At 37.4% G+C, this 21,630-nt stretch carries 21 protein-coding genes; 12 read left to right on the top strand and 9 right to left on the bottom strand.

The window, feature by feature from the left end; genetic code table 11:
• Positions 1–92: 92 nt before the first annotated feature.
• The 3 genes from ACS604_RS18620 to ACS604_RS18610 all read right to left on the bottom strand — a co-directional run bounded on the left by ACS604_RS18620 (position 93) and on the right by ACS604_RS18610 (position 3,495).
• A complete protein-coding gene (locus ACS604_RS18620) occupies positions 93–887 on the bottom strand; it encodes a substrate-binding domain-containing protein (RefSeq protein ID WP_474772584.1) in 795 nt (264 codons plus the stop codon).
• Between the two features lie 89 nt (positions 888–976).
• The gene (gene tcuC, locus ACS604_RS18615; protein ID WP_005302914.1) at positions 977–2,287 is read right to left on the bottom strand and encodes an MFS transporter; all 1,311 of its coding nucleotides are present in this window, start codon (positions 2,285–2,287) and stop codon (positions 977–979) included.
• 278 nt (positions 2,288–2,565) lie between these two features.
• Positions 2,566–3,495 carry a LysR family transcriptional regulator gene (locus tag ACS604_RS18610; RefSeq protein ID WP_320540926.1) on the bottom strand — a complete coding sequence of 310 codons (930 nt, stop codon included), beginning with the start codon at positions 3,493–3,495 and terminating at the stop codon, positions 2,566–2,568.
• Between the two features lie 299 nt (positions 3,496–3,794).
• Here ACS604_RS18610 and ACS604_RS18605 point away from each other — a divergent pair, with 299 nt between their 5' ends.
• Entirely contained in the window at positions 3,795–5,180 is a 1,386-nt protein-coding gene (locus ACS604_RS18605) for a long-chain fatty acid transporter (RefSeq protein WP_474772581.1), read from the top strand.
• 33 nt (positions 5,181–5,213) lie between these two features.
• The gene (locus ACS604_RS18600) at positions 5,214–6,581 is read left to right on the top strand and encodes an amidohydrolase (RefSeq protein WP_151964657.1); all 1,368 of its coding nucleotides are present in this window, start codon (positions 5,214–5,216) and stop codon (positions 6,579–6,581) included.
• A 58-nt stretch (positions 6,582–6,639) separates the two neighbouring features.
• Here ACS604_RS18600 and ACS604_RS18595 read toward each other — a convergent pair whose 3' ends face one another.
• On the bottom strand, positions 6,640–7,647 hold the full coding sequence (locus ACS604_RS18595; protein WP_151964658.1) for an AraC family transcriptional regulator: 1,008 nt from the start codon (positions 7,645–7,647) through the stop codon (positions 6,640–6,642).
• 217 nt (positions 7,648–7,864) lie between these two features.
• Here ACS604_RS18595 and ACS604_RS18590 point away from each other — a divergent pair, with 217 nt between their 5' ends.
• The gene (locus ACS604_RS18590; RefSeq protein ID WP_474772603.1) at positions 7,865–8,890 is read left to right on the top strand and encodes a fatty acid desaturase; all 1,026 of its coding nucleotides are present in this window, start codon (positions 7,865–7,867) and stop codon (positions 8,888–8,890) included.
• Positions 8,891–9,024: 134 nt separating this feature from the next.
• Here ACS604_RS18590 and ACS604_RS18585 read toward each other — a convergent pair whose 3' ends face one another.
• Positions 9,025–9,633: a LysE family translocator gene (locus ACS604_RS18585; protein WP_474772577.1), complete on the bottom strand. Its 609-nt coding sequence runs from the start codon at positions 9,631–9,633 to the stop codon at positions 9,025–9,027.
• Between the two features lie 255 nt (positions 9,634–9,888).
• Here ACS604_RS18585 and ACS604_RS18580 point away from each other — a divergent pair, with 255 nt between their 5' ends.
• The 6 genes from ACS604_RS18580 (at position 9,889) to ACS604_RS18555 (ending at position 15,793) form a co-directional block, all read left to right on the top strand.
• A complete protein-coding gene (locus ACS604_RS18580) occupies positions 9,889–10,761 on the top strand; it encodes a LysR family transcriptional regulator (RefSeq protein WP_474772574.1) in 873 nt (290 codons plus the stop codon).
• 367 nt (positions 10,762–11,128) lie between these two features.
• Positions 11,129–12,115, top strand: coding sequence for a DUF1852 domain-containing protein (locus ACS604_RS18575; protein ID WP_151964661.1), 987 nt, complete (start codon positions 11,129–11,131; stop codon positions 12,113–12,115).
• A 21-nt stretch (positions 12,116–12,136) separates the two neighbouring features.
• A complete protein-coding gene (locus tag ACS604_RS18570; protein ID WP_474772571.1) occupies positions 12,137–13,180 on the top strand; it encodes a methionine synthase in 1,044 nt (347 codons plus the stop codon).
• A gap of 187 nt (positions 13,181–13,367) precedes the next feature.
• Positions 13,368–13,859 (top strand): flavin reductase, encoded by a 492-nt coding sequence (locus ACS604_RS18565; RefSeq protein ID WP_004794389.1) that lies wholly within the window; start codon positions 13,368–13,370, stop codon positions 13,857–13,859.
• A 698-nt stretch (positions 13,860–14,557) separates the two neighbouring features.
• Complete coding sequence (locus ACS604_RS18560) at positions 14,558–15,142, top strand: TetR/AcrR family transcriptional regulator (protein WP_474772569.1); 585 nt, start codon at positions 14,558–14,560, stop codon at positions 15,140–15,142.
• Between the two features lie 123 nt (positions 15,143–15,265).
• The gene (locus ACS604_RS18555) at positions 15,266–15,793 is read left to right on the top strand and encodes a hypothetical protein (RefSeq protein ID WP_474772566.1); all 528 of its coding nucleotides are present in this window, start codon (positions 15,266–15,268) and stop codon (positions 15,791–15,793) included.
• A gap of 11 nt (positions 15,794–15,804) precedes the next feature.
• Here ACS604_RS18555 and ACS604_RS18550 read toward each other — a convergent pair whose 3' ends face one another.
• The 3 genes from ACS604_RS18550 to ACS604_RS18540 are packed head-to-tail and all read right to left on the bottom strand — an operon-like array spanning position 15,805 to position 18,101.
• Complete coding sequence (locus ACS604_RS18550; protein ID WP_474772565.1) at positions 15,805–16,584, bottom strand: tetratricopeptide repeat protein; 780 nt, start codon at positions 16,582–16,584, stop codon at positions 15,805–15,807.
• A 17-nt stretch (positions 16,585–16,601) separates the two neighbouring features.
• Positions 16,602–17,381, bottom strand: coding sequence for a hypothetical protein (locus ACS604_RS18545; RefSeq protein WP_013198862.1), 780 nt, complete (start codon positions 17,379–17,381; stop codon positions 16,602–16,604).
• Between the two features lie 33 nt (positions 17,382–17,414).
• Entirely contained in the window at positions 17,415–18,101 is a 687-nt protein-coding gene (locus tag ACS604_RS18540; RefSeq protein ID WP_474772563.1) for a type IV secretion protein Rhs, read from the bottom strand.
• Between the two features lie 94 nt (positions 18,102–18,195).
• On the opposite strand from ACS604_RS18540, the gene ACS604_RS18535 reads away from it, so the two are divergent.
• On the top strand, positions 18,196–18,897 hold the full coding sequence (locus ACS604_RS18535; RefSeq protein WP_474772562.1) for a hypothetical protein: 702 nt from the start codon (positions 18,196–18,198) through the stop codon (positions 18,895–18,897).
• 83 nt (positions 18,898–18,980) lie between these two features.
• On the opposite strand, the gene ACS604_RS18530 is transcribed toward ACS604_RS18535, so the two are convergent.
• A complete protein-coding gene (locus ACS604_RS18530; RefSeq protein ID WP_474772560.1) occupies positions 18,981–19,325 on the bottom strand; it encodes a darcynin family protein in 345 nt (114 codons plus the stop codon).
• A 121-nt stretch (positions 19,326–19,446) separates the two neighbouring features.
• On the opposite strand from ACS604_RS18530, the gene ACS604_RS18525 reads away from it, so the two are divergent.
• Both ACS604_RS18525 and ACS604_RS18520 read left to right on the top strand, forming a co-directional pair.
• Positions 19,447–20,046, top strand: coding sequence for a TetR/AcrR family transcriptional regulator (locus tag ACS604_RS18525; RefSeq protein WP_296528441.1), 600 nt, complete (start codon positions 19,447–19,449; stop codon positions 20,044–20,046).
• A gap of 591 nt (positions 20,047–20,637) precedes the next feature.
• Positions 20,638–21,630: TolC family protein (locus ACS604_RS18520; RefSeq protein WP_474772602.1), on the top strand; the 993-nt coding region annotated here is incomplete at its 3' end.

Genomic DNA, 21,630 nt, shown 5'->3' with positions numbered 1-21,630 from the left:
TGGTTTATTGCTATTCATTTTGTTCTATTACGCTGATAAACCACCAACAGAGTAAAGGCAACATCACCTCAAGACGTTGCCTTTTAGAGCTTTTATTGTTTAACCTGCTCAAGACCCTGTTCTTCAATAATTTGTGTTGCTTGTGGTGACTTCACAAATTTGATGAGTTCTTTTGCGACTTTTTCATGTTCAGAGTTTTTACCAATGCCTGCTGCAAATACAGTGACTTTTTGATAAGGCGCAGGAATTGGACCAACTAAATCAACTTGACCATATTGGCCAGTAAAAGGTTTGATTTCACTAATTTGCTGGAAACCAATATCAAACTGACCTTCAGCAATACGTTTTGCAACGCGGTCACCGACCACTTTTTCTGCTTTACCAGAAATCACTTTGTACTCGACAGGTGGGAAGCTTGGGAAAACATCTTTTTCAAGATGCGTACCGCTCGCACTTGCTGAATAACCAATGTGCTTAGCATTTAATAAAACTTTTTCGAATTTTGCCGCAGAGCTAATATTTGGCTTTGGTGCACCTTTAGGCACAGCCATGCCAATGCTTGAATTGACTAAAGCACGTTGTGAATTTGGGTCTACATAACCTTTTTCTGCAAGCTTGTTCAGTTCAGGAGCAGCCAACACCACCACATCAAAATGTTCACCACGATCGAGTCGATTTGGAATAGCGGTTGGCGACGCGCCCATTGATGAACCAGATGAAAGGTGAACCGTGTGACCAGTTTGCTTTTCAAATATTGGAATGAGTTTTTCCATAGATGAATAGAAACCGCCTGAGCTAATCACTTCGAGTGTATCTGCATTAGCAAGCGTTGAGCCTAAGCCTGCACCAGCTAAGCAAATGGTCATGAGGATAGGGGACTTTTTCATAGTATCTCGCTTTAATGATAGGAGAGCACAGTACGGCTGCAACATGCGCCGTACTGTTCATTAAAATTTCAGGTTAAGTCGTTGTTGTTTTAAGCGCTAACCTTCGCAGGTTCAGCAATTGGGTCAGCATTCTTCTGCTTAGAACCACGGCATAAATACAAGCTTGAGATTAAGCTACATACCGCTGCTAACATCAGCCAGAATGCTGGTGTGCTTGCATTGCCTGTGTTTTCGACAAGATACGTACAGGCCATTGGCGTCATACCACCAAAAATAGCGGCTGCAAGGCTGAACGCTAAAGAGAAGCCAACTGTACGTACACGTTTTGGCATCACTTCTGCAAGCGTTGCGACCATGGTGCCGTTGTACATACCAAAGAAGAACGAGAAGTAAGCAAGCGTAATAATCAGATTGGTAAAACTAATGTCACTCACTAACCAGCTTAAAACTGGATAGGTTGTAAAGATGGCAAGGGTTGTAATGCCGACTAAAACTGGACGACGACCAATTTTGTCTGAAAGTAAGCCACCCATTGGTAACCAGAAGAAATTTGATAAACCCACAAATACGGTTGCTAAAAGGCTATCCGTTACCGACATTTCTAGAGTACGTTTTGCATACACAGTGGTGTAAACCGTAATGAAATAGAATGTGGTTGTGGTCATGGCACTCATCATCATGCCCGCAAGTACGATGCGCCAGTTGCTCGCAAGCGTGCTGAAAATTTCTTTGGTCGATGGATGAGTTTTTTGCGCTTTAAAGTCTTCAGTTTCTTCTAAGGTACGACGGAACAAGAAGATTAAAGGAATAATCAAACAACCAATTAAGAACGGAATACGCCAGCCCCATTCACCCACTTGAGCATGAGTTAAAATGGTGTTGAGCCAGTAGCCAAGTAATGCTGCGAATACCACCGCAATTTGTTGGCTGCCAGATTGCCAGCTTGTGATAAACCCACGATTTTTATCTGTTGCAATTTCAGCGAGATAAATCGATACACCACCAGATTCAACACCTGCCGAGAAGCCTTGTAATAGACGTCCAATCACCACCAAAATTGGTGCAAGAATACCAATCGTCTCATAACCCGGTACAAAGGTAATTAAGATGGTTCCGATTGCCATAAGGCTTAAAGTCACAATAAGACCTTTACGTCGACCAACTCTGTCGACATAAGCGCCCAAGAAAATAGCGCCGAGAGGACGCATAAGAAAGCCCGCAGCAAACACGGTAAATGTCATCATTAAAGAGACATATTCATTTTCAGAATGGAAAAATTTTGCTGCGATATAAGTGGCATAGAAACCAAAAAGAAAAAAATCGTACTGTTCTAAAAAGTTGCCACTCGTTACATTTAATATTTTTTTAAAAGTAGCCCTACGGTTATTCACGACATCCATTGGAGACCTCCTTGGCCTGACAAAATGGAAACATTCACGATTTTCAATAGAGGACTTTAAATCGACTCATTCAATAAACCTAAATAACACATGGGTTAGAGATGAGATTTAAAGATGTCCTTCGTAGAAAATGTGATGCCTTGTTTCCAGTTCAAACTACACATCTATAATTTGATAAACAGAAATTCACTTATCATTCAGAAGAAAATGTAATCTCAAACAGCAGGAGGGAGTGAGAGGGCAAAATTAATTAGGTATTTAATAAAATTAATGACCCTTTATAAAATAATTTCAGAACACGGCCAAATTTGGTTTTGAATCAACTCTTTCACACAGGCTTTAATTGCCGATTTGGCAGCGAGCGCGGCAGGTGATAATTCTTCTTCGGCAAGGCTCACCAAGTAATTGATTCGTTCAACTTCAGGGTCAATCAGTTTTAATAATTGAAGTTTATGTTTGTATTCTTGCAGACAGGCACTTCCGGGGCGGACACTTGCAAGGTCAAGGTGAATCAGGCTGTCCATGAGTAAGTGTAGGCCATCAATTTCATAGACAACATTAAGCTGCCCAATCTTATGCTCAAGCAATTTTCTTAAGCTATGACGCTGCCGTGGTAGTACTAAAGGGATATCACCGATTTGTTGAGACTGGATAATTCCACTTTTGATGCACTCAGCAAGACCGTATTTTTCAAGCACTTCTTTTCGCGCCATTAAATACATTTGTTCGCGTACCAAAGGTTGTATCGACCACTGTTTATCAATCTCATTGGTAAAAATAATGGCAATATCAAGCTGACGCGAATTAATTGACTGAATTAGATTGCCTGACAGGGTTTCTACAATTTCTAGACGAATGTCTGGGTAGCGCTCAGACATTAGTTTCATTAAAGGGATGCCAATTAAAGCGGTAATGGTCGGTGGAAAACCAAGACTGACATGACCTGAAAGCCGTGCTGAATGCGCAGCGTCTATAGCAAAGTTAACTTGACGTAAAATAAGCTGAGAGTGCTTTAAAAAGGCTAGCCCCGCGGGTGTTGGGGTCACACCAAAAGCATTACGCTGCAACAAGCGAATACTTAGCTCTTGTTCGAGTTTACTAATTTGCTGACTTATGGCCGAAGCACCCACATCGAGTTTTTGAGCAGCTTTACCAATACTGCCTGATTCAACGACCGTCAAAAAATACTTTATTTGCTTGATTTCCATAATAAATGAATTCGCTCATCATCCTTGATTTGTAGAGGTATGAAGGATTGGGAAATCTATCATGCACTTTAATATTAACAGCAATAAACACAAATGTTTCTTAAAAAAATTGCTCCGCATATTAAAAACTTGAGTACTTTTTATTGTGATTAAAAAGATAATACTCGGGTTGCAGCTACACAAACCCTAATTTTTCAATATGGCATCCATAGTCAAAGATTTGGCGTTTGGAGCTAAGCAGAACTTTAAAAATCTACCTAAAGTGAGGAATCAAAATAAGAAATATCCAGGATGGATTTATGAATTTTGTTGTGAATAAAAAAATATTGATCTTAGGAATAACTTCAATTTGCACAAGCACCTTAAATGCCGCCGCTTTTGATAAAACAGGACAATCCATATCGGCTTTTTTACAACCGGGCAATTATTTTGAAGCAAATTTAGGAATTACAGATACCGATTTAAGTGGTGTAGAGTCGGGCACTAACCCTTCACATCATTCCATTTCAGATATCGCCAACACAGATTATCGACCTACAGCGGCCTTAAAACTTCAGTTGGCGCCGCAGTATTCATTTGGTCTACTTTACGATCAGCCTTTTGGTGCCGACACAGAATATTCTGGTCTGAATGGTTTTGTCGCAACGTCAAAAGACACGGTGATGTTACCCGGCATTACCACCGCAGGGCTTGCCAATGCTACTTCTGGTCAAGTGCCTACAGGAAATGCAAAATCAGAATTTGATATACAGAATTTAAGCTTTATCTTGGGATATCAACCCACAAAAAACTGGAATCTTTATGCTGGGCCCGTCTATCAGACCTTTAAAAGTCAGGTTGAATTAAGAGGCAATGTATTTAGTCTTTACAACGGCTATGACTTTCATACCAAAACTGTAGGTGACTTGGGGTGGCTAGCAGGGCTTGCCTATCAGATTCCTGAAAAAGCTGTGAAAGTGTCATTAACTTACCGCTCAGCCATTACTCATAAAGTAAACGCGACTGAAAATGCTCCACTTATTGATATGTTAAGCACGCAGCAAGGTCGTGATTTAGTAAATCAGCACCTAGATTATATGATTTCTATTGGACAAATGACCGAGCAGAAAAAAGCTTATTTAAATCGTATTGTTGCCGAGTTACCAAATGTAGAAGAGTCAGGCACAACCAAGTTTAAATCTCCAGATTCAGTCAATTTAGAGTTTCAAACAGGCCTTCGTCAGGGGACTTTATTGTTCGGGAGTGTACGCTGGGTAAATTGGAGTGATCTTGCTCTACAGCCTTACCGCTTTGGTGAAATCTCAAAAGTTGTTGGTGGACTATCTACTCCAAGCCGCCCAGAAGGTTTCAACTTGGTTCGTTATTACGATGATCAATGGTCTCTTAATTTAGGGTTAGGGCAACGCTTTTCACCTAAATGGTTAGGCTCGGTGTCAGTTGGTTGGGACTCGGGAGCAGGTGATAAGGTCTCGACGGGTGGGCCAAGCAAAGGGTATTACAACTTAGGCGTGGGTGCTCAATATAGCCCGACATCGCAATATTTTATTTCAGGTGGTGTGAAGTATTACTGGTTAGGCGATGCAAAAGCTCAGCTTGGCGCGCAAGCGGGTAGTGACTATTATGTGGGTGAGTTTAAGGATAATCACTCAGTCAGCTATGGCTTAAAAATTGGATATAAATTTTAAAATTAAATCATACATTTATAAGGTTTTTACTATATGAATAAAATCATCAAAAACAGTCTATTTTTAGGTTTGTCGACTTTTATTGCAGGTTATGGAACGGTTCTGCATGCAGAAGCAAGTCCAACAACTCTGCCGGCGGTTTCGCAAAAAGCGTTAACGATTATTGATGGGCAAACAGAGTGGTTAAATAAGGTCTATAAAGACATTCATGAACACCCTGAACTCGGGTTTATGGAAACGCGAACCTCTGCCATTGTTGCCAAAGAGCTTAAGTCATTAGGTTTTGACGTTAAAACGGGAATAGCCAAAACAGGGGTGGTCGGCATTTTAAAAAATGGTGATGGGCCAACGGTCATGTACCGTGCCGATATGGATGCCAACACAGTTCAAGAAGCCACGGGTTTACCCTACGCAAGTAAAGTAAGGGTAAAACTCGACGATGGAACTGAAACACCTGTAGCACATATGTGTGGTCATGATGCCCATGTGACATGGATGCTAAGTATGGCAAAAACCCTAGTTACTTTAAAAAAGGAATGGAGCGGAACAATTATTTTAGTCGCGCAACCTGCTGAAGAACCCGTAACCGGTGCAAAGGCTATGGTGAGCGACGGTTTATGGACCAAATATAACTTACCGAAACCTGATTATTTCTTTGCAGTTCACACTACCCCTGCACCTGTGGGAACGGTAATTAATGCACCGGGTCCACGAATGGCAGGAACCGATCAACTTGATATTCTATTTAAAGGGGTGGGTGGACATGGGTCACTTCCATATTTAACCAAGAACCCGATTAGCATGGCGGCCAATGCCATTACCCAATATCAAACCATTATGGGTAACGCAGTAAATACTCAGCAACCTGCTGCTTTATCTATTGGGTCAGTTCAAGCTGGAAACTCAAATAACGTGATTCCTTCAACCGCGTTAGTCAAAATGAATATGCGCTGGTTTGACCCGAAAGTGCGTGAAACCATGTTAAATAATATTAAGCTCATGAGTGAGGGGGCGGCCGAAATGCAGGGGATGGGTAAAGATCAATTACCTACTTTAACGCTCAAAGGCTCGACCAATCCGGTCATTAATAACAAAGAGTTTTCTGCACGTCTAAATGGGCCGTTAAAAGCATTGTTAGGTGATAAGCAAGTTTTAACCGACTTTCCTCCATTTATGGGTTCAGAAGATGTTCATCACCTATTAGGTGACCAAAAAGACATTCCTTTTAACTTTATGTTTATTGGGGTAGCGGACCCAGTTGTATTTGCCAATGCAGTAAAACAAGGAAAGCCTGTGCCTTATATTCCACATAGTCCAAACTACATTGTGGATTTAAAGGCCTTACCAGTGGGAGCCAAAGTCACAACGGTTTCCATGTTGGAGTTGCTCACTAAAAAGTAAATTGACCATAAAAAAGATGCATTCATATGCATCTTTTTTTGCTTAAAGTTTTAAAAAACTAAGAGCAAGCCAGATGTTTTTCTCGATAGTGGACGGGTGATAAATTAGTCCAGCGACGGAACGCACGTGTAAAGCTACTCACATCGGTAAAGCCAAGAATATAAGCAATTTCAGTAATATTGTGGCTTGAGTTTTTAATATACGACAAAGCCAGTTCATGCCGAGTTTGATCAAGTAGCTCACTATAAGACGTGTTTTCTGCAGAGAGTTTCCTTTGCAAGCTACGAATACTTAAACCTAAGCTTTTCGCAATTTCTTGCTGTTGAAAATCCCCCGTCGATAATTTTTCAATAAGTTTCACTTTCACCCGCGCCAATATATTTTCTTTATCGAATCGAGCCAGATAACGATTAATAATCTCATCATATTCTTGGGTGAGGGTTGGATTTGCACCTTCTAGTGGCTGTTCAATGGTAGCTGTATCAAACACAATCATGTCTTTGGGTGCATTAAACACGATCGGGGCCTTTAAAATACTCTGGAATGTTTCTAAATCTTCGGGCTCTGAACGTCTAAGTTCAATGCGTAACGGTGAAAAAACAGATCCTTGCAAGGCACGACTTGAGCGAATAAAAACGGAAATAAAAGCATCTATTGATTCGGGCTGAACTTCGTCGGGAACATGAATAACGAAATAATGGTTATTTCCTTGCCCATAAAACTCTAGCTCTGGAATATCTGTTACCACACGAAAATAGCGAATAATTCTTAAGAACATTTCTTTTAAGGTAGTGCTGGTAATCAGTGAATGCCCTAACACATGAAAAGTATTTTGGTTGACTTGGCTGGCAACTTTAAGGCCAAAACATGAATCTTGAGTTTTCTGAACTGCTAATTTCCATAAATTTGCTGTTTGTTTTAATGAATAACGTGCATCAGGATTACCGAGAGCCTGAATATCTAAACCCGCTTGTTCTAATAAAGATTGACTATCAACACCGGCTTTTTCGAGCGCTTTTTGAATCGCTTTCACCCAGCTAGCCAGTGCCGTTGCTGTCTGTGGCATGTTATGTCCTATAACTTGTGACTCATATTCCTGTGAACAGTATAAAAGATTTCAAAACTAAAAAATCTTTTGTTTGTTTTGAATCTTTCTATTTTGGCATCCATAGCCAATAGATTGGCGTTTCGAGCTAAGCACACCTAAAGCGATCTAAATAAAGTAGGGACATGAAAAAACTGAGGAATAACGGATGACCTACATTTATAAAAATCCTGCTGGAATGACCGATAGCGAAAAAACAGAACATATTAAAAAAGTAGTAACCGCAGAAGGTGTGGCTTTACGCAAACGCCATCCTATTTTGAACCATCAAAGTGCCATTGGAGCGATGATTTTATTGATATCTTTGGTGGGCATGATCACGGCTGCCATGCTCTATATAAATCATCAACTTTCAGCTTGGTTTGCAATTCCGATTATTGCTTTTTTTGCATCCTTAACTCATGAGTTAGAGCATGATTTGATTCACTGGATGTATTTTAGAAAAAAGCCATGGGCACATCATTTAATGATGGGCTTAGTCTGGTTAGCTCGACCAAGTACCATTAACCCATGGAAACGCCGTGAGCTGCATTTTAACCATCATAAAAACTCGGGTACTGAAGTCGATTTAGAAGAAAGAGCTTTAACCAATGGTGAAAAGTGGAACATACGTCGACTTATCGCGATTGGTGATAATGGTTTTGCAGTTTTACTACGCATTATTGCCTCAAACAATTGGGCGGTTAGAAAAGTCATTTTTAAACGTGCTTTTTTAGCTTATTTCCCACTTGGCATTATTCACTGGTTACTGTGGTATATCTTTTTAGGATTTCACGCAATTGACGCAGTTTCGGGGTGGGCAAATGCACCGATTGCTTGGTCGGCGACCACTTTAAATATCATGCATGTAATTAATATTCTGACTGTGGTTTGGATTGCACCAAATGTGCTGCGTACCTTCTGCTTGCACTTTGTGACCAGCAATATGCATTACTATGGCGATGTGGAATTAGGCAATGTGATTCAACAAACTCAGGTATTAACGCCGTGGTGGATGATGCCGTTCCAACTCTTTTGCTTTAACTTTGGCTCGACGCATGCAATCCATCACTTTGTAGTGAAAGAACCATTCTACATTCGCCAAATGACGGCACCAGTTGCCCATAAAGTGATGCGTGATATGGGAGTGCGGTTTAACGATGTGGGAACATTTAAAAGAGCAAACCGCTGGAATGTAAATGATTTATCAGAGTCGAAAAGTTAAAGAATAGTTTCTTATATCACTCGAATGGACTGAATTCTGCATTTAGAATTCAGTCCATAATATTTATAATTTTTCAGCACACTTGTTTAAATCAAAATTTCTAACGACTCAAAAATTGAGAAATTTACCTCTTTTCATTGAAACTTAGTAAAAAGCAGAATTACCCCTAATACACATAAAATTGACCCAATCACTTTATTAATTTGCACTTGCTTGGCTAACATTTTCTGTCTCAATAGCATTGAAGAGAAAAGCACAGCGACCAGTGAAAACCAGACGAAATGGGCAAAAGACATAAAAAAGCCATAAGCCAAAAGAATCGATTTAGGTGTAGTTAAACTCACAATTTGCGTATAGGTACTAATTACAAATAGCGTGGTTTTAGGGTTGAGTGCATTAGTAAAAAAGCCATATTTTATCGCTTGAAAAGTACCTATAGAGCTTAATGCAGATGTGTCTAAGACTGGTTTTTGCGTAAAGGTTTTATAGCCAATATAGATCAGGTAAAGCGCACCAATGTACTTAACAATATTCAAAATTTGCGGTGTATAAGTCATCACGAAGGCAACGGCAATTAATGTGTAGGTCACATGCACCAACACGCCAAGCGATATGCCAAGTGAAGTGAACACACCTATTTTTCTACCGTATAGATAACTGTTTTTGGTGACAATCGCGAAGTCAGCGCCAGGGCTAACCACCGCCAAAATCGTAATGAGAATAACCGCAATGAACTCTGCCATTATTTTGTACCCTCACTGAAAACGAGGGAACTATTCTGTACTTTTTGGAATGTATATAAGCGGGAGAAAGCGCTACTCAAAGCAGTTATTTTTTGCGAATAAGAAGCTGTATCTATATGTTGCTGAACATAGATATCCATATTCAATATGTTTTTCATCATCTAAAATGGAGTTTATTAAAGATGATTTTTATTTTGAACAGAAACCTAGAAATAAAAATCGATAAAAACGACTATATATCTATGAGTTTTTGGAATGATCGAAAGAATATCGCTGAATTCACTAAAATTTTTCTATTTTGTGGCGAAGTATGGCAGCGTAACTTTAGCTGCAAAGAAATTATTTGTGACGCAAAGTGCAGTCAGTAAACAGATTTATAATTTAGAAGAAGCTTTAAATACGGCTTTATTCGAGCGAAAAAATAAAACACTTGTGATGACTGAGCAGGGCGAAATTTTATTGAGTTGTTGCCATCAAGTTTTTGGTCAACTTGATGAATGTTTAATAGAACTCAGCCACCCTAAAAACGAAAAAAAACAACTGGTTTTGTCGTGTGAACCGACTCTTTCCATGAAATGGCTTATTCCACGATTATCAAAATTTAAAAAGCTCGGTCATGATTTTGAGGTTGTGTTACTTACCGCAGGCGGCGTGGTCGACTTTGAAAAAGATAATATTGATATCGCAATTCGTAGAAATGACTTTGATTGGGGAGAGCATATTTATAGCGAGAAAATTGCCGATGAATATATCGCTCTAGTTCAAGCAACCAAGCCATCGGAAACCAACGACGTACTTATTTCGACCTCTAGGCCGAATTTTTTCAAAAGCATGAGTCGCATTACTGAGTTAAAGCAAAGTTTGAAAGGCTACACCAAAGTTGAACTCGAACATTTTTATTTATGTTTAGAAGGCTGCTTGGCTGGACTCGGCGCAACAGTCATCTCAATTTATATGATTGAAAAAGAGCTTGAGTGGAACTTACTGCAAAAAAATTCACCAGTTGTTCAAGATAATTCAGCCTATTTTTTACTTTCTCATAGTGCTTTTGAGGAAGATTCACGTAAAACCATATTTTTAGAATGGCTAAAAGCAGAGATGAATGAAAGTCAGCATAAATTACTTTAAGTTTAGGCATTCTCTTAAAGGTTTTGTTGTTTAAGTTATTGAAAATATTTATTAATTTTAAAATTTTAAAGGGTGCTTTGTGAGCGCCGTATGTTGAATTTCTGCTGTCTAGAATTTCCTAAGATGAAAAATATTTAACTTCATACTTCTTTATTAAACCCTAAACATGAATTTCACTCAGTTTTGAATGAGACTAAATCATTTTTATTCATGTTGTGATTGCGGTATAAATCTATTCACGCTCTGAAGCGTTCCAGTAATTCACTTTTGATAAGACCATGAGGCACAAATCTGACAAGGCTGGAAACGTTTAAAAAGAGCTCGAAATTTTTTTAGGTTTATCTCAGAAATTAGGGTACTGATCACAATGAGTAAAGAATTTACATTTACGATTAAGAGTATTTGTTTCGATGAGAACTATCGTCCAGCAGACAATACGCGTATTACCACCAACTTTGCTAACTTGGCGAGAGGGATGAGCCGCGAAGAAAATTTGCGCAACACCTTACAGATGATCGACAATCGTTTTAATGCCTTAGCTCATTGGGACAACCCTAAAGGTGACCGCTACGGCGTTGAACTTGAAATCATTTCAGTTGAAATGAATATTGATGCCGAAAACCGTGCAAGCGGGCTTCCTTTAATCGAAATATTGAAAACCAATATTGTTGATAAAAAGACCAATGAACGTATTGAAGGCATTGTAGGCAACAACTTCTCATCTTATGTACGTGACTATGATTTTAGTGTGCTGTTGTTAGATCACAACAAAAATAAGTCTACTTTCAGTACTCCAGAGAAGTTTGGTGAATTGCACGGTAACTTATTTAAGAGCTTTATTAACTCTGAAACTTACAAAGCCAACTTTAAAAAAGCACCTGTGATTTGCTTAAGCGTTTCAACCACTAAAGTGTACCACCGTACTGAAAACGAACATCCTGTTTTAGGTGTTGAATACAAGCAAGAAGACTATTCACTTACTGATGAATATTTCCAAAAAATGGGCTTAAAAGTTCGCTATTTCATGCCTAAAAACAGTGCTGCACCTTTGGCGTTTTATTTTACTGGTGATTTGCTGAGTGATTACACCAACCTTGAGTTGATCAGCACCATCAGCACCATGGAATCGTTCCAAAAGATTTACCGCCCTGAAATTTACAACGCAAATTCAGTTGCTGGACAATCTTATCAGCCAAGCTTAAAGAACCAAGATTACTCACTTACTCGAATTGTGTATGACCGTGAAGAACGTAGCCGCCTCGCTATTGAGCAAGGGAAGTTTGTTGAAGAGCAATTTATCAAACCATACCAAGCGATTCTTGAGCAGTGGTCTGCTAATTACGCTCTTAATTAATCAACATATAGGTCATTGATCATGAAAAAATTACTACCGACTTCAACTGCTGGCAGCTTACCTAAACCGTCTTGGCTTGCAGAACCAGAAAAGCTTTGGTCGCCTTGGAAACTCGAAAACGAAGGTCTGCTTGAAGGTAAAAAAGACGCGCTACGTTTAGCATTGCACGAACAGCGCCTTGCTGGCATCGACATTGTGAGCGATGGTGAACAAACCCGCCAACACTTTGTGACCACGTTTATTGAACACTTAAATGGCGTAGATTTTGAGAAGCGCGAAACAGTTCGAATTCGTGACCGTTACGATGCAAGCGTGCCGTCTGTAGTAGGTGCAGTGTCTCGTCAAAAGCCTGTGTTTGTTGAAGATGCTAAGTTTCTACGTCAGCAAACTGATCAACCAATTAAGTGGGCATTACCTGGCCCAATGACTATGATTGATACGCTTTACGATGGTCACTACAAGAGCCGTGAAAAACTTGCTTGGGAATTTGCAAAAATTTTGAACCAAGAAGCGCGTGAGTTAGAAGCTGCTGGTGTAGACATCATTCAGTTTGACGAACCTGCATTTAATGTCTTCTTTGACGAAGTAAATGATTGGGGCGTTGCGACTTTAGAGCGTGCAATTGAAGGTCTTAAGTGTGAAACTGCGGTCCACATTTGCTATGGTTACGGCATTAAAGCTAACACTGACTGGAAAAAGACATTAGGTTCGGAATGGCGCCAGTACGAAGAGGCTTTCCCGAAACTGCAAAAATCTAACATCGATATTATCTCGTTAGAATGTCACAACTCACATGTGCCTATCGATTTACTCGAACTCATTCGCGGTAAAAAAGTGATGGTCGGCGCAATTGATGTTGCATCTAACCAAATTGAAACACCAGAAGAAGTAGCTAGCACACTTCGTAAAGCACTTCAGTTTGTAGATGCTGACAAGCTTTACCCTTGCACAAACTGTGGCATGGCGCCTCTTTCTCGTGAAGTGGCACGTGGCAAGTTAAATGCCTTAACTGCAGGTGCAGAAATTGTTCGCAGAGAACTAACTGGTTTTGATCTTACTGCTTAATATTTACTAATAAGTGGTATAAAGGGTTACTTTTTTGATGGCAGTTGATAATCAAACAAGTAACCCTCATTTTACTTACTACATGTAGTTCTAATCAGGACTCATGTTGATAAAGTACCTTCCTGATGGAGTTGGGCGGTATAGCAAACTCTCAGGACAAGGTACGATTCAATTTAGGAATAATGTCATGGTTCAAGCAACAGACTTTAGAAATGCAATGTCTTTACTCACAAGTGCGGTTAGTGTTGTGACTACGGCAGGCATGTCTGGCCGTTTTGGATTTACTGCCTCTGCTGTTTGTAGTGTGACTGATACACCTCCGACATTATTGGTGTGTATGAACCAATCTGCGAGTTCACATGCACATTTCCTAGATAACAAAATCTTAACTGTGAATGTTTTAGGCGCACACCACGAACATATTTCAAAAGCATTTTCATCTAAACTCACGCCAGAAGAACGCTTTAAACATGGCGAATGGATTGAGTTAGAAACAGGTTCACCTGTGTTAGATGATGCTTTAGTCAGTTTCGATTGTGAGATTGAGCAAATTCAACAAGTCGGTACACACACCATTCTTATTTGTCCGATTGTTGCGATTAAACAAAGCCAGCATGACCAAAGTTTGGTTTATTTTAATCGTGCTTATCACCAAGTGGGGCAGACGGAAATTGTCTAATCCCACTTTCCGTTTTGTTGTCTCATATTAAAAGTTAAAGATAGAAATGAATAAGCATGGATCGCTTCACTTAATTTAAAAAATACAATTAAATATAATATCTAAAATAATAATTAAGTTAATCTAATGAAAAATAATAATAAATTTAAATACTTGTCATAAAAGCTACATTGACACCTATCAACTCTCGAATTATGCTTTGCGTGCTGGCCTACATTGCCAGCCAGCTTTGACAGGCTGAATGAAAGATCGCATCAGAGTTATTCCTTCTGAGGAATAGTCTTATGCGTAAACTCCTCGTCTCCTCCCGTAGCGGTAGGACGGGAGAGGGACACCTTCGGGTGTGCTGGTTAAATCTTTCACCAGTCTGTCAACCCTTTCTCGTTCTGCCACCATAATTCCAAATGAATGCTTTGGCAGAACTCCCAAAATCAGGAGTTGGCTATGCACATCCATCATTTCTTGGCACTCATTGCCAAAAGCTATAACGACACCACTTAATTCATCTTTAAACAGTTTGAAGGCTTAACCGCTTTTCAGACTTTAAGTCATTACGGCTAAAAACTTATATCAACAATAAAACTTGAGATGCGCTAAGCACCGTCTTGCGGCTTTGCTGTGCCTTTTTTTCTCCCAGAAAGGGCACAGGCTTTTTATCTAAGCCAGACATAACAACTTATTTTTATAATGGTAAAACTATGCCAACTTTAGAAACGGCTTCAAAAAAATTAAAAGTTATTCATAGCGCAGTAGATCTATTTAATCTCTATGGATTTCACAACACGGGCGTAGACCTAATTGCCAAAGAAACTAAAATTCCGAAAGCCACGCTTTATAATTACTTTCACTCCAAAGAAAAGCTGGTTGAAACATGCATAAGCTTTCAAAAAAACCGACTGAAAGAAGAAGTACTGGCAATTGTCTACTCACACAGCTACCCAAACGCAGCCGATAAACTCAAAGAAATTGTGCGTTTACATGTCGATAAAAATAGCCTTTACCACCTTTTGTTTAAGGCTATTTTTGAAATAAAACAGCTTTATCCAAGCGCTTACCGCATAGCAGTTGAATATCGAAAATGGCTGCTTCGAGAGCTTTTTGATTTGGTCTTTAGTCTGAAGAGCAATGCATTTAATCCCGATGCCAACATGGTTTTAAACTTAATTGATGGCTTGATGCTACAGGTTTTAAGTTCAAATAGTGTGGATGAAAGGGATGTGGTGTTGGAGAGGTTTTGGGGGAGGGGTATAAATAATAAAATAGTATACGGTAACTATACTTAAGGTTATTCAATAAAAAATTTTTTTCATGCTAATATTTACCCGCTAAGAGTATATGAAACATATTTATATATTATTTTTAGTTAAGTTGAAATTCTTTTATTTTGATCGGGATATATATTAATAATGAAATTATTTATAAAAATTATTTTATCCTTAATAACTGTTTTTCTTATTCTATTATTTTTAACCTCATCTTTTAACCTACAATTAAAAGTTTTTAAATTGTTTCATCCTGACTGGGTGAAGTTAGAAGATTATAAAATTTTAGATTATAACGTTTATTGTAAAAGAAAATATTGGCGACGAGGAATGGAGAGAAGTGCTCGTGGAGATATAAGGTATCAATATACATATCAAAATAAAGTTTATAAATCAGAAGAAAAAGATTTTTTGGTTGTATATAGATTGATGATTTCAGAGAATTGTGATGAGATGAAAGAGCAAAATTTCTCTATATTTAATGAGATGAAGAAAAATAATGAAATAAAAGTTTTTATTTCACCAGATACAAAAAAATCAAAAATATTAATAGAAAAAAAAGGTTTATCGTTTAGAAACTCTTGGATGATAAACCTTGTGTTAGAAATCCAATTAATAATTTTAGTCTTAATTGGATTAATTATATATCTGGCTGTCACTTCTAAAAAGTAAATTACTTAGAACTATTGGAACTGTTCTAAAGCTTCTTTTGCTGGCTCATATCCATTGTCGGCAGATTTTTGGAACCAAAATTTTGCTTTTTCATAATCTGAATAAACATTAGCATACATATAGGCGAGGTTATTTTGAGCCTCAGGTACACCTTTTTCTGCTACCTTTGTATATAACTCTAGAGCTTTTTCATTATCTTGTTTAACAAGAGTACCATCAGAATAAATATTTGCTAAATTATATTGAGCTTCAGAAAGATTTTGATCCGCAGCTTTCTTATATAATTCTAGAGCTAAATTAATATCTTTATTTATTCCATTCCCTGAAAGATAAGCATTTGCTAAATTATATTGAGCCTTAGCATATCCTTGATCAGAAGATAATTTATAAAATTCTAAAGCTTTTGATCTATCTTTATTTACATAATAGCCATTATCGTACATCAAACCCAAATTATATTGAGCTTCTGGAAACTTGTTTTTAGCAGCTTTCTCATACCAATAGTAAGCTTTTTCGTCATTTTTTGGGGTGCCTATTCCTTTTGAATACATTCCTGCTAAATCATTTTGCGCAATAGGTAGGCCTTTTTCAGCTGCCATTTGGAAATAAGAAAAAGCTTTTTGATAGTCTTTAGGTACATCTTTACCTAAGAAATATCTACCACCTTGTTCATATAATTGACTTGCTTCATTTTGAGTTTTATTTTGTTGTGGAATCGGTTCTGAGCAGCCTGCACTACCTAATAAAAATATACTTATGAGGCTAGAAATCATTAAATACTTTAAATTCATAATATATCTCTGTGAAATTAATCTGCTCCAACTATATGCCATTCTACCATTGGATCTTTTTTTATAGCCTCTTGTCTCTCTCTCTCAGCCGCTTTTGTCTCAACTTGATCCAATATGTCTACTGCATCGAGAACGCCTTGAGCTGCCTCTATAGCAGTCTTTGTTTTTCCAACCGTATTTCCTAACTCATCTCCTTTGTCTTTTAACCAGTATTTCACACCTATGGCTGCACCAGCACAGGTGAGACCAACAACTGTAGCTTTTCTAGGATCTAACCGTTTTATTGCTACTTTTGCACATTTTCCAGCAGCAGCAAGTCCAGCTACTTCACCCGTTTTTTCTCCAGCTTTAGATAGCACTAATGTAGAAGATTTTGTTGCAAGGGCTTCAGGGTTTCTATCGACAATAGCTAATGCTAACTCTACTCCATCTCCAAAATTACCTGCTTTTGACCCTAATTTATCAATCTTGGTTCCGAATTTTTTAGTATCGAATACTTTTGTATGCTGATTACCTTTAAAAATTCGTCCTGTCTGAGGATTTTCTTTATAAAATCGGAATTCTCTAGCTTTTTCTAACCTTTCTTTACTAAACAAAGGCGTATTTTTTGAGTGGATAAGACCCCATCTAAAATTGTAATTATCTACAACAGAAGTTCCATCTTTTAAATAACCTAATATATCTGAAGATTCTGAGGCTACATTAGCAGCTGTTTCGAGATGTTCTCTAGTAAACACTGAAACAGGCCTACCATTTTGGTTTACTTTCTGTTGTAAATCTTTCTGTTCATTTGCCATCTTTATCACTCACAATACTTTTTGAATATTCAATTACTTATGATAGTTACTTCTTAAATAATCGCCTTTCTCATCTGTTTCTTGTAATAAATCAATTTCTTTTAAGATCTTAGGACTTACTAAAATTATTTCTCTTACTAAGTTATTTTCTATTCTTAGTATTGGCTTAAATTCATTAGTAATTAAACTTTTAACGGATAGGATTGGAAAGTCATCTTTAGGACATACAAATACTGCTTCACCATCATTATTTGTCCTGCATTCCATAAGAGTTTTATTATTATCATCGCTTAAGTTAAATTCTAAATTTGGTATAGGATCTCCTATAAAATCTAAGAATTTAATATAAGTATTATCCTCAATAGTTCCACCGAAACGGCTAATATAATAGTGCCATTCATCGCCACCAATCAGAACTTTAACTTTTTCCTGTTCCTGTGATCTGATACGTCCAGTCCTACCATACTGATCAAGGAAGCCAGTTTTTACTTGTCCATTTGAATGTAAAACAGAATATTTAATATTAGATGTTTCCTTAAATAGATTATAAACATCTAATTTATTACTAAAAGGAGATTGAACATTAGGGATTTCTGGTAAAGAAAAATTAGCCTTTTCACCACTTTTAAAAAGGTGTTGTCCAGCTTTCGGCTCAAATTTTCCTGATGTAATCAGGGTAATACCATCTTTATTAATAATAATTTGAGAACCACCAGCCATCAATAACCTCAATTTTTATAAAAATATTCAGAATTTTGCACTGATATAGCCTAAAATAAATGTATATCAAATGTCTCGTTATTTTACGTAAAATATGACTTTCATCTTAGCTATTCAATTAAACGATAGCATTATTGTTGCAGTTGACAATAAAAGAGTAACTATAAATGAAACCTTAGATGTGGAGCTTTCTACTTCACATTACTCGAAGTTATACGCTTGGGAGCAAGGTATTATTACTGGTACTGGCGAATCAAGAGTGGTTCAGCAATCAGTTGATATATTTAAAAATATAGCAAAATCTAAATTAATAACTTTACCTGAATGTCTAGATATTTCTAAGAGAATACGTACCTTAGAATTAGGTCAAGACCTTGATCAAGTTCATAATGGAAAACTACTTTGCACTAGTTATAGTCAATCTGGTGCGCAATTATATAAAATTGAAAGATTTGATAAAACATCTCAGCATACGCTGAAAAAAGTTTCTCCTATGGAGATTATTATTTGGTTGTTTTATCCAAATGTAGAATTGATTGCGGATAACTTGAATAGCCTATATTTTGACCTTAAAGATTATTCTTATTTTTCAAATCAAGTTGATTGGATCAATTATTATATCAATAGGCTTAAACCAATTTATCAAAAACAAAGTGAAGTCGATTCATTTATGAGTCAAAGCTTTGATGTCTTTTTCCAAACAAAAGATGAGCATTTCTTTGGGCATATACCTAATACACAAAATATTCCTTTAAGTTTCAAACAAGTTTTTAAAAAGAATAGCTATATTAAATAGATATGAAAAATTCGAAATAAAGCTAGATTTTACGATGGCTATTACCTTAGGCATAGCCATAAAATTACTGGTTTGATAAAAAGTTATACGTGTTTTTGCGAGAAACTTTCTTCATATTCCACATACCCATCTTCAATTGCAGGAATAATCTCTACAAACTCAAAGTAGGGCACTGTACAAAATTCAGAATCTCGAATCGCATCAATCACAAAATAATAATCTTGCAGAGATGTCGTTTCAAACACAGCAATATCAGTGGCTTTAGTGCTAAAAGCTTCAACGTCATACCAGCGAACTTTTACAGTCGGGTACTTCTCAAAAATAGGTTCAAGCTTTTGTGCACTAAACTCAGCCCGCTTTTCACGAGCTAAAGCCAACCAAGCAGGCAAAGCTCTTAAATGAATAAAAAAAGTATAGGTTCTAGACATAACCACTCCATGACTGAGCCGAGTTGTAGTTCAACTGAAACGACTGCATTTGCTTGTCATATCAACATGACTCAGTCAGTATATGAGTAATTACTCACATTAAATACTCGCATTCCGGCCCATGTCAGAAACACTTCCAGACCCACGCAAACGCCCGCGTCAAGCACGCTCAGTGGCTACCTTTGAAGCTATTTTAGAGGCGGCTGCTCGCATTTTAGAGTCGTTAGGCTTTGCCGGATTTAACACAAATGCCGTTGCTGAACTTGCTGGCGTAAGCATTGGTAGCCTATATCAATACTTTCCATCTAAAGAGGCTTTAATTGTTGAGTTAATTCGACGCGAACGCACCAAGCTTTCAAATTGTATTATTGAAGCCATACAGCAACATGATGCCGCGGACTTAAAAGAAAAATTAAAACTCATCATACACGCTGCTGTGGAACATCAATTGAGCCGTCCACAGTTGGCACGAACTTTAGAATTTGCTTCAGAACTTATTGGAAAAGACATTGAAGACAGAGAACTTCAACACGAGTTTGAAACCATAATTTCTGATCTGTTTATACGTTCTGGCATTTCACATGCACAGACAGCCGCACAAGATGTAATTTCCTTAAGTAAAGGAATGATTAACGCAGCAGGCATAGCAGGGGAAAGTGATTTAAATGATTTACAGCAGCGAGTTGAAAAAGCTGTATTTGGTTATTTGGATTTGACTTAAAGATCACATATTTTTATAAATATTTAGATATAAAGAAACCGCTGTTAGAGCACATGTATTGTGCTGTAAAAATAAATAGAAAAGATTTTATTAATGTTATATGTTTTTAATCATATGTTTTTTAATTTTTTTAAATTAATCATTATTGATGAATCTAAATAAATAATATATTTTTAAAGATGTGTATATATTAGAGTTTATAGCCTACCACTTCCCCAAGAGGTAGGTTTTTTTTATGGAATTTATTTCTTCTACTTTTTGAATTTTATTGTTTTTTGTGGAATTTTGATTGGTTTTAAATATATATGTTTAAAACTTAATTTTATAAATTAAATTATAGGAAAAATAAATATTTAGTTGTTGGTGTTGAAAATTAATCATTTTTAACTTTATTTTTTTTAAAAGAAAATTATTCTGGAAATTATTTATTTAAACTGTGGAATTTAATATTTTTGATAGTTTTTAACTGAGTTTTAGATTGTTTTACAATATTTCAAGAGATTAGATCTTCTAATGAGTAAATTACCTTTTTCCCACAATGATTTCCAATTTATAATCAGATCAGGTACGAAGTTTTTTTTATATTTTTGTATTGCTTCTAGTATATCAATATCAATCACAAAGGCAGAGACCACGTCTGTTGACTCGGGAAAAAGCTTAACAAAAAAAGTTTCTCAACTCTTTAAACCCACGCCCGATGAAAGCTACAGATCTGTCAATTTCCAGAAATTAAGTAATTTAGGATTTGATCAGAGCCAATTTCAACGGCTAGGAAATGATGGGAACTATTTACCGACTTCAACTGCGATGTGGAACAATCAAGTAAGTTTAATTGATGCGATTCAATATGCAGTTCAACGAAATCCTAATATTTCTCAAGCTATTTCCACTTTAGCTAGCCAAAACGCAGGTATCGATTTTGCCAAGGCGGGTTATTACCCCCAGCTTTCAGGTGGAATTACCACAGGTGACTTAAGTAGTGGTGAGCGGGGGAGACAATTACTCACTTTATCCGCGACTCAAATGCTTTTTGATTTTGGCAAAGTAAAATCAGGTGTATCGGTTCAGCAAGCTAAGGTTCAAGTCGAGCAGGCCAATGTGCTGGTCAGCATTGATGATATTGCACTTGATGTTGCACAGTCGATTATCAATATTCAGCGCTACCTTCAATTAAATAAAATCGCCGAGCAGCAAATTGCAGGTATCCAGCGTATTCAGCAAATTGCCAATTTACGTGCAAATGCTGGTATTAGCAGCCAAGCTGACCCAGTTCAGGCACAAACGTATTTAGAATCTGCACAATCAACACTAATTGCTCAACAATCTTTATTACGTCAGTACCAACAACATCTAAGAACTCTGGTAGGAGTCGATGTTTTTAATAAGGTATGGGTCATTCCTGATGATTTGGTGAAGCAATCTGGTCTCTATAGTGAACCTGAATTCAATACCATTCCAAAAATGATTGCGGCGCAAGCGAGTGTTGAAGTTGCCAAGGCACAAAAGGAACAGACCCGTTTAACACGTTATCCAACTTTGTCAGTCAAAGGTTCCTTAAGCCAGGCCATTAATGGTCGAAACCCA

It is taken from the genome of Acinetobacter sp. Li1LvA2 (assembly GCF_056156705.1).
The sequence above is the reverse complement of the archived record's forward strand: the minus strand, read 5'-3'. Positions and strand labels throughout refer to the sequence as shown.